General features: G+C 58.2%; 15 protein-coding genes. 12 read left to right on the forward strand and 3 right to left on the reverse strand.

What is annotated here, in order from left to right; translation table 11 throughout:
* Positions 1–13 precede the first annotated feature (13 nt).
* The 3 genes from scpB (at position 14) to tesB (ending at position 2,579) form a co-directional block, all read left to right on the forward strand.
* Entirely contained in the window at positions 14–610 is a 597-nt protein-coding gene (gene scpB, locus AB5Y94_RS14675) for an SMC-Scp complex subunit ScpB (protein ID WP_017780785.1), read from the forward strand.
* Positions 603–1,526: a 23S rRNA pseudouridine(2605) synthase RluB gene (gene rluB / locus AB5Y94_RS14680; protein WP_005302885.1), complete on the forward strand. Its 924-nt coding sequence runs from the start codon at positions 603–605 to the stop codon at positions 1,524–1,526. Before scpB ends, rluB begins: the two co-directional genes overlap by 8 nt.
* A 189-nt stretch (positions 1,527–1,715) precedes the next feature.
* Positions 1,716–2,579, forward strand: a complete 864-nt coding sequence (tesB, locus tag AB5Y94_RS14685; RefSeq protein WP_024942564.1) for an acyl-CoA thioesterase II — start codon at positions 1,716–1,718, stop codon at positions 2,577–2,579.
* A 64-nt stretch (positions 2,580–2,643) separates the two neighbouring features.
* Here the strand turns inward: tesB and AB5Y94_RS14690 are convergent, their stop codons facing one another.
* The 3 genes from AB5Y94_RS14690 to AB5Y94_RS14700 form a co-directional block, all read right to left on the reverse strand.
* Positions 2,644–3,822, reverse strand: a complete 1,179-nt coding sequence (locus tag AB5Y94_RS14690; protein WP_005302882.1) for a dicarboxylate/amino acid:cation symporter — start codon at positions 3,820–3,822, stop codon at positions 2,644–2,646.
* A 195-nt stretch (positions 3,823–4,017) separates the two neighbouring features.
* Entirely contained in the window at positions 4,018–4,521 is a 504-nt protein-coding gene (locus AB5Y94_RS14695; RefSeq protein ID WP_368205978.1) for a class I SAM-dependent methyltransferase, read from the reverse strand.
* A gap of 237 nt (positions 4,522–4,758) precedes the next feature.
* Positions 4,759–5,400 (reverse strand): TetR family transcriptional regulator, encoded by a 642-nt coding sequence (locus AB5Y94_RS14700; protein ID WP_029305789.1) that lies wholly within the window; start codon positions 5,398–5,400, stop codon positions 4,759–4,761.
* A 143-nt stretch (positions 5,401–5,543) separates the two neighbouring features.
* Here AB5Y94_RS14700 and AB5Y94_RS14705 point away from each other — a divergent pair, with 143 nt between their 5' ends.
* From AB5Y94_RS14705 to AB5Y94_RS14745, 9 genes are all read left to right on the forward strand, one after another.
* A complete protein-coding gene (locus AB5Y94_RS14705; protein ID WP_368205980.1) occupies positions 5,544–6,737 on the forward strand; it encodes an efflux RND transporter periplasmic adaptor subunit in 1,194 nt (397 codons plus the stop codon).
* A 17-nt stretch (positions 6,738–6,754) separates the two neighbouring features.
* The gene (locus AB5Y94_RS14710) at positions 6,755–9,904 is read left to right on the forward strand and encodes an efflux RND transporter permease subunit (protein ID WP_329270715.1); all 3,150 of its coding nucleotides are present in this window, start codon (positions 6,755–6,757) and stop codon (positions 9,902–9,904) included.
* Entirely contained in the window at positions 9,897–11,306 is a 1,410-nt protein-coding gene (locus AB5Y94_RS14715) for an efflux transporter outer membrane subunit (protein ID WP_368205982.1), read from the forward strand. Before AB5Y94_RS14710 ends, AB5Y94_RS14715 begins: the two co-directional genes overlap by 8 nt.
* Positions 11,307–12,086: 780 nt before the next feature.
* Positions 12,087–13,175 carry a dTDP-glucose 4,6-dehydratase gene (gene rfbB, locus AB5Y94_RS14720; RefSeq protein ID WP_368205984.1) on the forward strand — a complete coding sequence of 363 codons (1,089 nt, stop codon included), beginning with the start codon at positions 12,087–12,089 and terminating at the stop codon, positions 13,173–13,175.
* Complete coding sequence (rfbA, locus tag AB5Y94_RS14725) at positions 13,172–14,038, forward strand: glucose-1-phosphate thymidylyltransferase RfbA (RefSeq protein ID WP_368205986.1); 867 nt, start codon at positions 13,172–13,174, stop codon at positions 14,036–14,038. The genes rfbB and rfbA overlap by 4 nt, the downstream gene beginning before the upstream one ends.
* A gap of 2 nt (positions 14,039–14,040) precedes the next feature.
* Positions 14,041–14,448 carry an FdtA/QdtA family cupin domain-containing protein gene (locus tag AB5Y94_RS14730; protein ID WP_368205988.1) on the forward strand — a complete coding sequence of 136 codons (408 nt, stop codon included), beginning with the start codon at positions 14,041–14,043 and terminating at the stop codon, positions 14,446–14,448.
* Complete coding sequence (locus AB5Y94_RS14735; RefSeq protein ID WP_368205990.1) at positions 14,448–14,909, forward strand: acyltransferase; 462 nt, start codon at positions 14,448–14,450, stop codon at positions 14,907–14,909. Before AB5Y94_RS14730 ends, AB5Y94_RS14735 begins: the two co-directional genes overlap by 1 nt.
* A 3-nt stretch (positions 14,910–14,912) precedes the next feature.
* Positions 14,913–16,016 (forward strand): DegT/DnrJ/EryC1/StrS family aminotransferase, encoded by a 1,104-nt coding sequence (locus tag AB5Y94_RS14740; RefSeq protein ID WP_368205991.1) that lies wholly within the window; start codon positions 14,913–14,915, stop codon positions 16,014–16,016.
* A complete protein-coding gene (locus AB5Y94_RS14745) occupies positions 16,013–17,263 on the forward strand; it encodes an O-antigen translocase (RefSeq protein ID WP_368205992.1) in 1,251 nt (416 codons plus the stop codon). Before AB5Y94_RS14740 ends, AB5Y94_RS14745 begins: the two co-directional genes overlap by 4 nt.
* Positions 17,264–17,272: the final 9 nt, after the last annotated feature.

Below are 17,272 nucleotides of genomic sequence, written 5' to 3' on the forward strand. Positions count from 1 at the left end.
CGAGGAGCGAACCATGGCGCTGCCGGCTGAACGACTCAAGACGCTGATCGAAGCGGCGCTGTTCGTTGCCGGGCGCCCGCTCAACGTCAGCGAGCTCAAGAGCAGCGTGCTGGCGGACTACCCGGTCACCAGCCGCTACGTGCAGCTGTTGCTGGCGGAGCTCAAACAGGATTACAGCGAGCGGGGAGTGGAGCTCAAGGAGGTCGCCTCCGGCTGGCGCTTTCAGGCCCGCCAGGAGTACGCGGAGGAGCTCTCGAGGCTCTGGAGCGAGCGGGCCCCGCGCTATTCGCGCGCCGTGATGGAGACGCTGACGTTGATCGCCTATCGTCAGCCCATCACCCGGGCCGAGATCGAAGCCATCCGTGGGGTGGCGGTCTCGAGCCAGATAGTGAATACCCTGAAAGAACGTGGCTGGGTGCGCAGCATAGGTCACAAGGAGGTGGTGGGTCGCCCGGAGCTGCTCGCCACCACCCGAGAATTTCTGGATTATTTTAATCTGCAGAGTCTGGAGCAGCTCCCCGAGCTTGATCCCGAACTGCAACCCTCGTTGTCCACTCTGACGTTGGCAGAGACGGGCAGCGATCAACAATCAGGTAACCCCGATGAGTGAAAAACTGCAAAAAGTGTTGGCCCGCGCGGGTCACGGCTCCCGTCGTGAGATGGAGGCCCTGATCACCGCAGGTCGGGTCAGTGTGGATGGCAAGGTCGCCACACTGGGGGATCGCGTCGAAGTGAACGCCGTGATCCGGGTGGATGGTCACCAGGTCAAGACCCGCGCCGCAGAGGAAGTGATCTGCCGCGTGCTGGCTTACCACAAGCCGGAAGGGGAGATGTGTACCCGTCACGATCCGGAAGGTCGTCCCACCGTGTTTGATCGTCTGCCCAAGATGGAAGGGGCCCGCTGGATCGCGGTCGGCCGCCTCGACGTCAACACCTCAGGTCTGTTGCTGTTCACCACCGACGGTGAGCTGGCCAACCGGCTGATGCACCCGAGCCACGAAGTGGAGCGGGAATACGCGGTGCGCGTGTTTGGCGAGATCACCGAAGCCATGCTGCAGCGCCTGCGCAAGGGCGTGCAGCTGGAAGACGGCATGGCCAAGTTCAACAAGATCAAGCCGGCCGGCGGCGAGGGTCTGAACCAGTGGTTCAACGTTACCCTGACCGAGGGTCGCAACCGTGAAGTGCGCCGCCTGTGGGAGTCCCAGGAAGTGCAGGTGAGCCGCCTGATGCGTATTCGCTACGGCGACGTCAAGCTGGATCGCGGCATCCCGCGCGGCGGCTGGCAGGAGCTGAAACTGCCCGAGGTGAACTACCTGCGCGGCCTGGTCAACCTGCCACCGGAGACCGAGTCCAAGGTCGATCTGCAGCAGGATGGCAAGGCTAGCCGCCACAAGCAGGCCGCCCAGATCCGTCGCGCCGTCAAGCGTCACAAGGAGATGCAGGGCAAGGAGCCGCGCGCCCGCGCCACTACCGCCCGTCGTAAGCCGCAAGCCTCGACCCGCAACTCCGGCACCGGCAGCAAGTAAGCGCCGCGTCGCACTGTAAAAGGCCCGCCTCTTTGGCGGGCCTTTTCGTTGGCGCCTGCTGCGTCCGTTATTGTTCAATGTGCAGGATTGCTGAATTAATGGGGCCAGGCAGGCGGCTGGCGGGGGCCGGGGTGGTTGCCCGGCGGAGGCGGGCTTGTTAGCCTTCCGGCACTGACACAGGAGATAATAATGAGCAAGGTACTTGATGAGCTGCTGGCGTTGCTGGCGCTCGAAAAAATCGAGGAGGGCCTGTTTCGGGGCCAGAGCCAGGATCTCGGTCTGCGGGCCGTGTTTGGCGGACAGGTAATGGGGCAGGCCTTGTCAGCCGCCAAGCAGACGGTGGCCAGCGATCGCCAGGTGCACAGCTTCCACTCCTACTTCCTGCGCCCCGGCGATGCCAACCGTCCCATCGTCTACGACGTGGAGAACATCCGCGACGGTCAGACCGTCTCCACCCGCCGGGTCAAGGCCATTCAGGGCGGCAAGCCCATCTTCTATCTCAACGCCTCCTTCCAGGTCGAGGCCGAGGGGTTTGAACACCAGATCGCCATGCCGGCGGGGATCACGCCCCCCGAGCAGCTCAAGAGCGAGCTGGAGCTGGTGCGCCCCTACGAGCAGCAGATCCCGCCCGCCCTGCGCGACAAGATCATGTGCGAGAAGCCCATCGAAATTCGCCCGGTGACCCTGGTCGACCCGATCCGCCCCGACGTGCATGAGCCGCTGCGCCACGTCTGGTTCAAGGCCAATGGCCAGATGCCGGATGATCAACGGGTGCACAAATACCTGCTGGCCTATGCCTCCGACTTCCACTTCCTGTTCACCGCCCTGCAGCCCCACGGGGTGTCGTACTGGGAGCCGGACATGCAGGTGGCCACCATAGACCACTCCATGTGGTTCCACCGGGACTTCCGGCTGGACGACTGGCTGCTCTACGTGGTGGACAGCCCGAGCGCCAGCGCCGGTCGTGGCCTGGTGCGCGGCCAGTTCTTTACCCGCGACGGGGTGCTGGTGGCCAGCACGGCGCAGGAGGGGGTGATCCGCCGCCGCGGTTGATTAGCGCTGAGCGTCAACAAAAAACGGGAGCCAATGGCTCCCGTTTTTTTATGGGCTTGCGCTATCAGGCCGCGTCTTGCTCGGCGCTGAGGGCTGTCTCGCCGCTCTGGGCGAAACGGTCGGCCCACAGGGCAATCACGCCATCGCCGGTGACGTTGCAGGCGGTACCGAAGCTGTCCTGGGCCAGGTAGAGGGCGATCATCAGGGCGATGGAGGCCTCACCGAACCCCAGCATGGAGGTGAGCAGACCCAGTGCGGACATGACGCCACCACCCGGGGCACCCGGGGCGGCAATCATGATGACACCCAGCATCATGATGAAGGGCAGCATGGTGCCGATGCCCGGAATGGCCAGATGCTCGGAGAGGAACATCACGGCGGTGGCACAGGTCACCAGGGTAATGGTGGAGCCACACAGGTGAATGGTGGCGCACAGCGGCACGGTGAAGTTGGCGATGCCGGCGCTCACGCCGTTGTTCTTGCTGGCCTGCAGGGCGACCGGGATGGTGGCGGCGCTGGACATGGTGCCAAGGGCGGTGAAGTAGGCCGGCAGCATGTTCTTGATGAGCTGAGCCGGGGAGCGGCCCAGGGCCAGACCGGTGCCAACGAACAGCACGGAGAGCCAGAGCCAGTGCATGATGATGGCCATCACCAGCACCACGCCAAAGGTCTTCAGGGTGGCAAACACGGTGCCTTCCACCGTCATCTCGACGAAGACGCCGGCGATGTAGAACGGCAGCAGCGGGATGATCACCTTGGCCAGCAGGCGGTCGATAATGTCGCGGCCCTGATCGGCTACCCGGCGCAGATCGGTGGCCTGGGTGGCGCTGATGCCGATGCCGAACACGAAGGCGGCGGCCAGTGCCGACATCACCCCGAACAGCGGCGGGATCTCCAGATTGATGTAGGAGGTGAGCTTGATGGCGCTCTCGGCGGTGGACTCGGCGGCGCTGGTCAGACGCGGGATCAGGTTGCTGGCCACGGTAAAGGCGAACAGGCCGGCCAGTATGGTGGAGCAGTAGGAGAGGGCGACCGTCTTGCCCAGCAGCTTGCCGGAGTTCTTCGGCAGGCTGGCGATGCCGCTCATGATGAAGAAAAGGATGATGAGCGGAATGGTGAAGGTGATCAGCTGACCTATGACTGTCTTGGCCGTAAACAGCACGCGTGCGACCCATTCAGGGGCGTAGAGACCGAGCAAGAGACCGGCGAGGATGCCGGCAACCAGTTTGAGGACAAGTTTCATAAGTAAATCCAGGTGTTAGTGTCTGATTTGTTATTTAATTTTGATTTTAATGCCGCTTTTTAACACAAAATCCGCATCATGTCTGTCGTAGGTGCGTTAATGTCGAGTTAAATATTGTTAAATGTGATCATGGTGGTGATAGCCACTGGCCAGGTTATCGCGGAGTGTAGCGGGTGATTAATTTGGTGCGGCCCTTCAGCTGCGAAGCAGCAGGGCGTGCAGCCAGCGGCCATCCGTCTGCTCGCTCTCCCAGCACTGCTGCAGTTGCAGCGGCAGCGGGGCGATGAGCCGGCGCAGCCCCTCCTCATCGAGTCGGGAGAGGCGATCTTCGGCTAAGGGAGGTGCGGCCTCAGGCGTGCCGTCGCTGAAGGCCGGCTGGCCACTGGGGTGGGGAAAGGCGCAGTAGAGCGGCCCAGCTGGCTTGAGCAGGCCGGCCAAGTGCGCCAGCGCGTCGCTGAGCTCGCTGGCCGCGAGCAGCGGCAATGCCCCGCGCGCCCAGATGCCGTCATAGGGCACCACGCTGTGCAGCTGACTGATGCAGCAGACCCGCACCGGCTGGCCGCTGCGCCGCGAGGCTACCCTGGCCTGCGCCAGGCGGGCATCGAAGGCCGTCACCACCAGCCCCTGCTGGCGAAAGAAGCAGAGATCGTCACCTTCGCCGCAGCCCGCCTCCAGCAGGTGGGCTCCACAATGGAGCAAGGCCAGAAACTGCTGACGCGCGACTGACTGTGGGTCGGCTGAGGGGGTGGCAAGGGACATCGGCGGGCAATGGGGAGACGAACGGGACATGGCGGGCACTTTTTCGGGGACGCTACTCTGTTTCGGGGGCGTGACTATAGCAAATTTGAGCGAATTTGGCGCCGGGGCGCCAAAGGAAGGGGAGGGAACTGGGGAGTGTCTGCGCCGGCCAATGGACCTGTGTTGAGCGGCTGTGAGTCAGGTGCGGCGGGTGGCCGGGCCGCCGGACTGGGCGATCAGGGCGAACAGGTTGTCCAGCACAAAGTCGGCCTCCTGGCGCAAGTCGATGCGATCCGGGAAGTGCAGCCAGTTGATGATGTAGCCATCCAGGGTGCAGTGCAGCAGGGTGGCGGCCCGCTGCAGATCCAGCTCCTGCGGCAGCTGGCCGAGGCGCACCGCATTGCCCAGGGTAATCTCCAGATCCCGGAAGAAGTTGTTGGACTGGCTGCGCATGTGCTCGCGCAGTGAGATGGCTTCTCCCTCCAGCGACTCCAGGTTGAACAGTATGGTGAACATCTGCTGATGGGCGGGCTCGGTGCTTATCTTGATGATCACCCCCTTGAGGAAGCTGCGTAGCTTGCCGAGGGGGTCAGGCTCCTGTTCGGAGACGCAGGCATCGAGCTGGTGGGAGAGGGGCTGGCAGAGCTCCTCCCAGAGGGAGACGAACAGCTCTTCCTTGTTCTTGAAATGCCAGTAAATGGCGCCCCGGGTCAGCTCGGCGGCCCTGGCGATGTCGGTCAGGCTGGTCTTGGCCAGGCCTTGTGAGCAGAACAGATCCAGGGCCGTACTCATGATGTGGCAGCGGGTCTGCTGCGCCTCTTCTTTGGTTCTTCTGGCCATCTCTCTGCGCACCTTGTAAAAGTAAAAAAAGTCACTTACATACATTTATGAATGTATGTATATTGCCTCATCTTTCCAATTTTACCAACCGGGTCCTATAAACCCTGTGGTTTTTCATTGATAGACAGAGGCTCAGGTTTTTCATGCATAAACATATTCTCGCACGTTCAGTCGGCCTTGCGCTGCTGGCGAGCGGTCTGCTGACCGCTTGCGGCGAACAGGGCCCCGCCCAGCAAGGACCCGGTGCGATGCCGCCGGCTGCGGTGGATGTCGTCACCCTGCACACGGCGCCGTTGCAGCTCACCACCGAGCTGACCGGCCGCAGCGCCCCGCTGCGGGTCGCCGAGGTGCGCCCCCAGGTGAGCGGCATCATTCTCAAGCGCCTCTTTACCGAGGGCAGCGACGTCAAGACCGGTCAGCTGCTGTACCAGATCGACCCCGCCGTCTATCAGGCTGCGGTGGCCAGTGCCAAGGCCAACCTGGCCAAGGCGCAGGCCAACGAGCAGAGCGCCCGCCTCAAGGCCAAGCGCTATGCCGAGCTGGTGAAGGTGAAGGCCATCAGCAGCCAGGAGTATGACGACGCCGACGCGGCCTGGAAGCAGCAGCTGGCCGAAATCGGTGCCGCCAAGGCGGCGCTGCAGAGCGCCAACATCAACCTGGCCTACACCCGCATCACGGCCCCCATCAGCGGTCGCATCGGCAAGTCTGCGGTGACCGAGGGGGCGCTGGTGACGGCCCAGCAGGCTGACAGCCTCACCTCCATCCAGCAGCTCGATCCCATGTATGTGGACGTGCGCCAGTCCACCGCCGATCTGCTGCGCCTCAAGCGCCAGGTGGCGGCCGGCAAGCTGACCCAGGACGAGCAGAAAGGCGCCCGGGTGAGCTTCCAGCTGGAAGATGGCTCCACCTACGGTGAAGAGGGCTCGCTGCAGTTCTCCGATGTGACCGTGGATGAGACCACCGGCATGGTGACCCTGCGGGTGATCGTCCCCAACCCTCATCAGCTGCTGCTGCCGGGTATGTTCATGCGTGCCACCCTGCAGGAGGGCGAGCGCGCCGAAGGGCTGTTGGTGCCGCAGACCGCGGTGACCCGTACCCCGAAAGGCGGTGCCACCGTGATGGTGGTGACGGCGGACAACAAGGTGGAGCTGCGTGAAGTGCAGCTGGGCCGCATCGTCGGCAGTGACTGGGTGGTGGAATCCGGTCTCAAGGCGGGTGAGCGGGTTATCGTCGCCGGCCTGCAAAAGGTAAAACCCGGGGTTGTCGTGGCGCCGGCTGAACAGGGCGCCGCTGCGCCGTCTGCCCAGGCGCCGGCCAATGCCTCGGCCAACAAGTAGGATGGAGTAGTCGCCTCATGGCACGATTTTTCATAGACAGACCCATTTTCGCCTGGGTGATCGCCCTGGTGATCATGCTGGCGGGCAGCCTGGCGATCATAGGCCTGCCGGTTGCCCAGTATCCGAGCATTGCGCCGCCGGCGGTGGGCATCTCTGCCAGCTACCCGGGCGCCTCCGCCAAGACGGTGGAAGACTCGGTGACCCAGATCATCGAGCAGAACATGACCGGGCTGGATCACCTGCTCTACATGTCCTCCCAGTCGGACTCCTCCGGCCGGGTATCGGTCACCCTCACCTTCCAGCCGGGGACCGACCCTGACATCGCCCAGGTACAGGTGCAGAACAAGCTGCAGCAAGCCATGTCGCTGTTGCCGCAAGAAGTGCAGCAGCAGGGGATCCGGGTCCAGAAGACCTCCAGCAGCTTCCTGATGGTGGCGGCCTTCATCTCCAAAGATGGCGCCATGACCAACGATGACCTGGCCGACTATGTGGTGGCCAACATCAAGGAGCCGCTCAGTCGTCTGGACGGGGTAGGGGACATCACCTTGTTCGGCAGCCAGTATTCCATGCGGGTCTGGCTCGACCCCAACAAGCTCAACCGGGTGCAGATGACCCCGGGTGACGTACAGGCCGCCATCAAGGCGCAAAACACCCAGGTGGCCTTTGGCAAGCTGGGGGGCACCCCGGCGGTGACCGATCAGCAGTTCACCGCCACCATCATGGGGCAGACCCGGCTCTCCACCGTGGCGCAGTTCAACGACATCCTGCTGCGGGTGAACCAGGACGGCTCCAAGGTGCGGCTCAAAGACGTGGCCCGGGTTGAGCTGGCCGGTGAAAGCTACGATGCCGAGGCGCTCTACAACGGGCAACCCACCGCGGCGGTGGCCATCAAGCTGGCGACCGGTGCCAACGCGCTGGATACCGCCGAGAAGGTGCGCAGCAAGCTGGGCGAGCTCTCCGCCTACTTCCCGGCCAACATGGAGATCGTTTACCCCTACGACACCACGCCGTTCGTGAAGATCTCCATCGAGGAGGTGGTGCAGACCCTGGTGGAGGCGATCTTCCTGGTGTTCTGCGTGATGTATCTGTTCCTGCAGAACTTCCGCGCCACCTTGATCCCGACCATCGCGGTGCCCGTGGTGCTGCTGGGGACCTTCGGCGTCATGGCGGCGTTCGGCTTCTCCATCAACACCCTGACCATGTTCGGTCTGGTGCTGGCCATCGGCCTCCTGGTGGATGACGCCATCGTGGTGGTGGAGAACGTGGAGCGCCTGATGAGCGAGGAGGATCTCTCTCCGCTCGAAGCGACCCGCAAGTCGATGACCCAGATCACCGGCGCCCTGGTGGGGATCGCCCTGGTGCTCTCGGCGGTGTTCGTGCCGATGGCCTTCTTCGGTGGCTCCACCGGTGCTATCTATCGCCAGTTCTCCCTCACCATCGTCTCGGCCATGGTGCTGTCGGTGCTGGTGGCGCTGATCCTGACCCCGGCCCTGTGCGCCACCCTGCTCAAGCCCATCAAGCATGGCGAGTTCGGTGCCAAGCGCGGTTTCTTCGGCTGGTTCAACCGGGCCTTCGACGCCAGCGCCAACCGCTACCAGAGCGGCGTGCGCAAGGTGGTCAAGCAAGGGGTGCGCTACGGCATCATCTATGCGGCCATGCTGGCGGTACTGGCCATCCTGTTCATGCGCATGCCCACCTCCTTCCTGCCGGAAGAGGATCAGGGGGTCATCATGTCCATGGTGCAGCTGCCGGTCGGTGCCACCAAGCAGCGCACCGAGGTGGTGCTGGCGGACATGCGCGATTACTTCATGAAGAACGAGAAGGAGAACGTCGACTCCGTGCTGACGGTGGCGGGCTTCAGTTTCGCCGGTAGCGGTCAGAACAGCGGCATGGCCTTCATCAAGCTGAAAGACTGGAAGGAGCGCAACACGCCGGATCGTAGCGCCAATGCCATCATCGGCCGCGCCATGGGCTACCTGTTCAGCATCAAGGAAGCCCAGGTGTTCGCCTTCAACCTGCCTCCGATCCCGGAGCTCGGGACGGCCACCGGCTTTGACTTCTATCTGCAGGATCGGGCCGGCGTGGGCCACGACAAGCTGATGGCGGCACGCAACCAGCTGCTCGGCATGGCGGCGCAGGATCCCAACCTGGTGCGGGTGCGCCCGAACGGGATGGAAGATACCCCCCAGCTCGACATCAAGATCGACTACGAGAAGGCGCTGGCGCAGGGGCTCTCCATCAGCGACATCAACAGCACGCTCTCCAGTGCCTGGGGCTCTGCCTATGTGAACGACTTCGTCGACAGAGGTCGGGTCAAGAAGGTTTATCTGCAGGCGGATGCCCCCTTCCGGATGAACCCGGAAGATCTCAAGCTCTGGTACGTGCGCAACAGCGCCGGTCAGATGGTGCCTTTCTCCGCCTTTGCCAGCACCGACTGGAGCTTCGGCTCGCCACGACTGGAGCGTTACAACGGCGTGCCGGCGATGGAGATCGTCGGGGAAGCGGCACCGGGCAAGAGTACCGGTGACGCCATGGCCGCCATCGAGCAGATGGTGAAGCAGCTGCCGGAAGGCATCGGCATCGAGTGGACCGGTCTCTCCTATCAGGAGCGGCAGGCGGGCTCCCAGGCGCCGGCCCTCTACGCCATCTCCCTGCTGGTGGTGTTCCTCTGTCTGGCCGCCCTCTACGAGAGCTGGAGCATTCCGTTCTCGGTGATGTTGGTGGTGCCGCTCGGGGTGTTGGGGGCCATTGTGGCTGCTACCCTGCGGGGGCTGGAGAACGACGTCTACTTCCAGGTGGGCCTGCTCACCACCATAGGGCTGTCGGCCAAGAACGCGATCCTCATCGTCGAGTTCGCCAAGGAGCTCTATGACAGGGGTATGGGGCTGAGTGAAGCCGTGGTGGAGGCGGCGCGCCTGCGTCTGCGTCCGATCCTGATGACTTCGCTCGCCTTCATCCTCGGCGTATTGCCGCTGGTGATCAGTACCGGCGCCGGCGCCAGCAGCCGCAACGCCATCGGTACCGGCGTGATGGGGGGGATGATCAGTGCCACCGTGCTGGCCATCTTCTTTGTGCCGCTGTTCTTCGTGCTGGTGATGCGCTATTTCACCAAACACAGCACCAAGCAAGCGCGTCTGGCCCATGCCGAGGAGATCAAACATGACTAAGACCCTGATCGCCTTGAGCGTGACTCTGCTGTTGGGGGGCTGTTCCATGGCCCCCGATTACCAGCGCCCCGAGCTGCCACAAGGCGCCACCTGGCAGAGCAACCAGACGGGGGAGGCGGCCGTCTCCTCCTGGCGCCAGCAGTTCCTCGATCCCGCCCTGCAGCAGTTGATCGCCACGGCCCTCGAGAACAACCGGGATCTGCGTATCGCGGCCCTCAACGTGGAGGCCTACGAGGCCAGATACCGGATCCAGCGGGCGGCCCAACTGCCGACCCTGGCGGCCAATGGCTCGGGCTCTCGCCAGCAGGGATCGGACGATCTCAGCAGCACGGGGCAGGGCACCATCAGCAGCCAGTACGGCGCCAACATCGGCATCACCGCCTACGAGCTGGACCTGTTCGGCCGGATCCAGAGTCTGAAAGATCAGGCGCTGGAGACCTATCTGGCGCAGGTGGAGACCCAGCGCAGCACCCAGATCGCCCTGGTGGCCTCGGTGGCCAACGCCTATCTCACCCTGCTGGCGGATCAGGAGTTGCTCGCGCTGAGCGAGGCGACCCTGGCCACCGAGCAGGAGAGCTATGGTCTGACCGAGCACAAGTACCGGCTGGGGGCCGCCTCCGAGATGGAGCTGGCCCAGGGCCGTACCGCGCTGGAGAGCGCCAAGGTGAGCCTGGCCCAGTACCAACGACAGGTTAAGCAGGATCGCAACGGCCTGGCGCTGCTGCTCGGGACTGGTGTCCCCGCGCTGATGACCCAGCCGGCGACCCTGGCCGAGGTGCAGCTGGCGGCCATCCCGGTGGGAGCCCCATCCAGCCTGCTGCAACAGCGCCCGGACATCCTGGCGGCCGAGCACAGCCTGAAAGCGGCCAATGCCAATATCGGCGCCGCCCGTGCGGCCTTCTTCCCGACCATCTCGCTGACTGCGACGGCGGGCACCGCCAGCAACCAGTTGAGCGGGCTGTTTGACGGCGGCACCGGTACCTGGACCTTTATGCCGCAGATCAATCTGCCGATCTTTGACGGCGGCAAGCGCATTGCGGATCTGGATGTGGCCGAGGTGAGCACCAAACAGGCGGTGGCGAGCTACGAGAAGAGCATTCAGACCGCCTTCAAGGAAGTGGCAGATACGCTGGGTGCCCAGGCTGACTATCAGCAGCAACTGCAGGCGCAACAGGCACTGGTGGAGGCAAACCAGACCTACTTCAAGCTGGCGGAGGTGCGCTACGAGAAAGGGGTGGACAGCTATCTCACCCGACTCGATGCCCAACGCTCGCTGTTCAGTGCCAAGCAGGGGCTGATCAGTACCCGTCTTGCGCAGCTCAGCAACCAGATCGCGCTCTACAAGGCTGTCGGCGGCGGCTGGCAAGCTGCCGATAGCGAGGGAAGTAAAGGAAAAAGCTGACAGTAGCCACACTTTCCTCCTTGCGTTATCTTACCGTCACAGGGCGAACCATCAGGTTCGCCCTGTTTGTTTGCTGCAAAAACATATACATATGAAGCTCAAGTGACATAATACGTCGTGCAGACAGAGTTGTGATCGGTATCAGACTCTGGTGGAAGAGCTGAATTTTTACGTGTGCGGCGGGGGGCAATTGTAAGAAAGTGTTACGTGCCTCCATCTGGATTGGCAAAAAGTGGCGGTCTTGTGAGTGCGCTCCGTACTAATGCGTCGCTTGTCACTATTTTTACTTTTGAATCCGGCTGGCAACGACCTTTTTGGACTTAAAGGGGTCCTTGTTGGCGGTTGGCAGATCATCTTCTGCTGCTGGAAGAGTAGAGAACCGCTACGGGAGAGGGCGTAAATCGCTTACTGCATGAAGGGTTGTTATGGCTGTTCAAGCGGCCAGGAAAGGCGCTAAAATCCGGACTTTGCCCTTGGGGCATGGCAGCGATTGACGGCGGTTTTTCGTAACCTGGCACGTTGAATCTGCAAGAGAAATCGCACTTTTGTCATCAGGGAGTGGTGACAGAATTTTCCCAAGCTGGAGGGCGCTATGGCCAACAGCACACACAATCCGGTCAAAAGCAGCAATCTGGGGGCTGTAACCCAGGGGCGGTAGCCATTGTCTTTTTCGTGGCTAGTGTCAGAAATCCGCCATTTGAGCGAGCATTTTCACCACCATGAACAATGGTAACTGGTTCAAAAAGAACCGAATTTCTATTACTTTTCAAGAGCATAACTATGAAGATTCTTGTCACTGGTGGCGCAGGCTTTATCGGCTCGGCGGTTGTTCGTCATATCATTCGGGATACCAACGATTCAGTTATCAACCTCGATAAACTCACCTATGCGGGCAACCTGGAATCCTTGGCCAGTGTCGCAAACAGTGAACGTTATGCCTTTGAGCAGGTGGATATCTGCAACCGCGCCGAACTGGATCGGGTGTTTGCCCAGCATCAACCGGACGCCGTGATGCACTTGGCCGCCGAGAGCCACGTCGATCGTTCCATCACAGGCCCCGCCGACTTCATCGAAACCAATATTGTCGGCACCTACATGCTGCTGGAAGCGGCTCGCGCCTACTGGAACGGTCTGGACGAGGTACGCAAGGCAGCCTTCCGGTTCCACCACATCTCCACCGACGAGGTATATGGCGACCTGCCCCATCCGGATGAAGTCGCCCCTGGTGTAGCGCTGCCGCTCTTTACCGAAACAACCCCCTATGCCCCCAGCAGCCCCTATTCTGCCTCCAAGGCCTCCAGTGACCATCTGGTGCGCGCCTGGCGCCGTACTTACGGCCTACCGACCATCGTCACCAACTGTTCCAACAACTACGGTCCTTATCACTTCCCCGAGAAGCTGATCCCGCTGGTGATCCTCAATGCGCTGGATGGCAAACCGCTGCCTGTCTATGGCAAGGGCGACCAGATCCGTGACTGGCTCTATGTGGAAGATCATGCCCGCGCGCTCTACAAGGTGGTGACCACGGGCTTGATCGGGGAGACCTACAACATTGGCGGTCATAACGAGAAACAGAATCTGGAGGTGGTGCATACAGTGTGTGATCTGCTTGACGAGATGGTGCCCAAGGCTGGCTCTTATCGCGATCAGATCACCTACGTCGCCGACCGCCCCGGTCACGATCGCCGTTATGCCATCGATGCCAGCAAGATGAGCAGTGAGCTTGCTTGGCAACCGCAAGAAACGTTCGAGTCGGGTATTCGCAAAACCGTACAGTGGTATCTGGATAATCAGCTGTGGGTCAGCAACGTCAAGAGCGGTGCCTACCAATCCTGGATCACCCAGCAGTATGGGGAGAAAAATCAATGAAAGGCATTATTCTGGCTGGTGGTTCTGGTACCCGTCTCTATCCCATTACCATGGGGGTTTCCAAGCAGTTGCTTCCTGTTTACGACAAACCCATGATCTATTATCCACTGTCGGTCTTGATGCTTGCCGGTATCAGGGAAATTTTGATTATTACCACCCCAGAAGATCAAACAAGTTTTCAGCGTCTGCTAGGCGATGGGAGCCAGTTTGGCATCACGCTGGTATACGCAGTTCAGCCAAGCCCGGATGGGCTTGCTCAAGCATTTATTATTGGTGAGGAATTCATCGGGCATGAATCAGTATGCTTGATCCTTGGCGACAACATGTTTTGGGGGCAGGGTTTTTCACCCATGTTGCGAGACGCCGCCAGCAGGAAAGAAGGCGCAACAGTATTTGGCTATAAAGTTCAAGATCCAGAACGATTTGGAATTGTGGAATTTGATGATAAGCAGAGTGTCATTTCTATCGAAGAGAAGCCTGCACAACCCAAGTCACATTTTGCCGTAACTGGGCTCTATTTTTACGACAATCAAGTAGTCAATATTGCCAAACAAGTCAAACCCTCTAAACGAGGGGAGCTTGAGATAACCAGTATCAATCAAGCATATTTGGAGCAAGGGCTTCTTAATGTTGAACTGCTGGGGCGCGGTTTTGCCTGGCTTGACAGCGGTACTCATGAGAGCTTGCTTGAGGCGTCTAATTTTGTAGCAACAATAGAGGCTCGGCAAGGCTTTAAAATAGCGTGTCTCGAAGAAATTGCATTACGTAATGGCTGGTTGAGTCGCGCTGACGTCGCCATTGTTGCACAGAGGATGGCCAAGAATAGCTACGGGCAATATCTACTGGATCTGATAAAGGATTAATAATGAGTTTGATAACGTTGATTGACCTGCCTGTGTTAGGGGATGAGCGTGGTTCGTTGGTAGCTCTTGAAGGGAATAGAAATATTCCATTTGAAATAAAACGTGTTTACTATATTTACGGTACTCAAAAAGGTGTTGCTCGTGGTTTCCATGCCCATAAAGAGTTAAAACAAGTTGCCATTTGCTTGAATGGCAGTTGCCGTTTTGTCATGGATGATGGCGTTAAGAAAAATGAAGTTATATTAAACTCGCCATCACAGGGCCTGTTGATTGATGTCATGCAGTGGCATGAGATGTATGATTTTAGTGAAGATTGTATATTGCTGGTATTAGCTAGCGATATTTATGATGAAGCTGATTATATAAGAAATTATAACAGTTTTATGCAGTTATCTAAGAGGCATAATTGATGTTCATTCATCCCCTGAGTGATGTGCAGTCAAGCGATATCGGTAATGGTACTCGAATATGGCAATTCTCAGTTGTATTACGTGGTGCAAGAATAGGAAAAAATTGCAATATATGTGCACACACTCTAGTCGAAAGTGATGTTGTCATAGGTGATCGCGTCACGATCAAATCTGGTGTATATATCTGGGATGGAGTAACAATCGAGGATGATGTTTTTATCGGGCCTTGTGTTGCATTCACGAATGACAGGCATCCTCGCTCCAAGATTTATCCAGATGAATTCTCTAAAATGATCATAAAAAATGGGGCATCTATCGGAGCCAATGCAACACTCTTACCAGGTATCACCATAGGAAGACATGCCATGGTTGGTGCTGGAGCCGTTGTCACAAAAGATGTACCCGATTATGCTGTTGTAGTGGGTAATCCGGCTAAAATAATCCGTTATGCTGAGATGTAAACAATGATTAACTTCCTTGACTTGAAAACTATTAATAGCCAATACCAAAAAGAATTAAAAGATGCTTGTGCAAGAGTGATAGATTCTGGTTGGTATATCATGGGGAGCGAGCTGGCCCAATTTGAAGTGGAGTTCGCCAACTATTGTGGTGCCAAACATGCCATCGGTGTTGCTAATGGCCTTGATGCCCTCAATCTGGTGCTGCGTGCCTGGAAAGCGCTTGGCAAATTGCAAGTAGGTGATGAAGTGATCGTGCAGGCCAATACGTATATTGCGTCCATATTGGCGATTACCGAAAACGATTTGGTACCTGTCTTGGTGGAGCCCAACCCGGATACTTATAACCTCGATCCCGGCGTTGTTCGTGCAGCGATAACGGCCAAGACCAAAGCAATATTGCCAGTCCATCTCTATGGTCAGCTTTCCCCCATGCCAGAGTTGATGGCAATTGCCGCTGAATCCGGTCTACTTGTGCTGGAAGACTGTGCCCAGGCGCATGGTGCAGAAATCGAGGGAAAACGAGCTGGTAACTGGGGTGATGCAGCTGGTTTCAGCTTCTATCCAGGTAAAAACCTGGGGGCGCTGGGGGATGCAGGGGCAGTCACCACGAATAATGATGAGTTGGCTCAGACAATCAGGGCCCTACGCAACTATGGTTCGCACAAGAAATATGAAAACCTGTATCAAGGGGTCAACAGCCGCTTGGACGAAATTCAGGCGGCAATGATGCGGGTCAAGCTTCCTTATCTGGAAGGGGAGACGGCCCGTCGTCAAAGTATTGCTCAATCCTATCGCACACGAATTAACAATCCTTTCGTAACACTACCCTGTGTGGAAAACGAGGGGGCCCATGTATGGCATTTATTTGTGGTACGCAGTGACGTACGTGAGCAGTTACAGCAATGGTTGTCTGAGCAAGGTATCCAGACGCTGATCCACTACCCCATACCTCCCCATAAACAAAAAGCGTATCCTGAATTCCAGGATTACCGGCTGCCGTTGACAGAGCAGATCCATCAGCAAGTTCTTTCTCTCCCCATGGGTCCGACCATGAGCGATGAAGCTGTGACAAGGGTGATCGATGCGGTGAACGGCTTTACCGTATGAGACGCTTGCTTAAAGTGACTGCCATGACGGGGCTATTGACGCTCCTTAAAATGGCGATGGGGTTTGTAATTGCCAAGGTGGTGGCCATTTATACAGGCCCCACCGGGATGGCCATGTTAGGCCAGGTTCAAAGCATGGTCGGTGCGCTCAATGGGGTGATTAATGCCCCAGTGGGAAGCGGGGTTGTACGTTATACCGCTGAGAAGAAAGATCAGGGATTTGAGGCATGTGCTCCCTGGTGGCGAGCAGCAGTACAGTGGGTAGTGATTATTTCTGCCATCACGATTCCAAGCGGATTGCTTCTGGCCGAACACATTTCAAATTGGCTTTTTCAAGATACAGCCCTTGCCTGGGTGGTAATGGCAACCGTCTGTGTTTTGCCGTTGTCAGCCATAGGGACACTGTGTAATTCCATCATCAATGGTCAGCAACTTTATCGCCGCTATGTTGGCTTGGGTATGTTCTCTGCCGTTATATCCGGTTGTGTAATGTTGACCATGATAGTGATGGCCAATATCCAGGGAGCCTTGTTGGCTGCTGCAGTGCAGGCTGCCTTGATCGGACTGGTGATGCTGATTGCTAATTTGCGCCAACCCTGGTTTAGATTGAAGTATTGGTGGGGCACAACTGACCCGGATGCGAGAAGATCTATTGGTGGCTACATGCTGATGGCAATCACCAGTGCCTTGACCGTCCCTATATCACTTATTCTAGTTCGTACAATTTTGATCCAGCAAGTAGGATGGGAAGCAGCAGGCCATTGGCAGGCGGTATGGAAAATATCAGAGGTCTACCTTGGGGTTATTACCATGGCGCTAGGGACTTATTACCTTCCTCGTCTTTCCTCTCTTGTCGGTGTGGATGCTATTGTCAGTGAGATCCATAAAACGGCATTGGTAATTTTACCGATCGTTGCAATCATGGCTTTGGTTGTATATCTATTACGTGATGTGGCTATTTGGTTGCTTTTTACTGAGGAGTTCAAATCGGCACGAGATCTTTTTGCTATTCAGTTGTGTGGTGATGTAATAAAAATTACAAGTTGGCTCTATGCATATCCTATGTTATCCCGAGGTAAAACCAAGATATTTGTAGCAACTGAAATTTTGTTCTCACTCCTTTTTGTCATGCTCTCTTACCCGTTGATATACTATGTTGGAATTAAAGGGGCTACTATAGCTTATCTAGCAACGTATATTTTCTACTTCATATTTATGTATTCAAATCTTAAAATAATTTCTCGTTAAAATTTAACT

Source organism: Aeromonas sp. s5 (genome assembly GCF_040907865.1).
In the GTDB taxonomy this organism is placed as follows: domain Bacteria; phylum Pseudomonadota; class Gammaproteobacteria; order Enterobacterales; family Aeromonadaceae; genus Aeromonas; species Aeromonas dhakensis.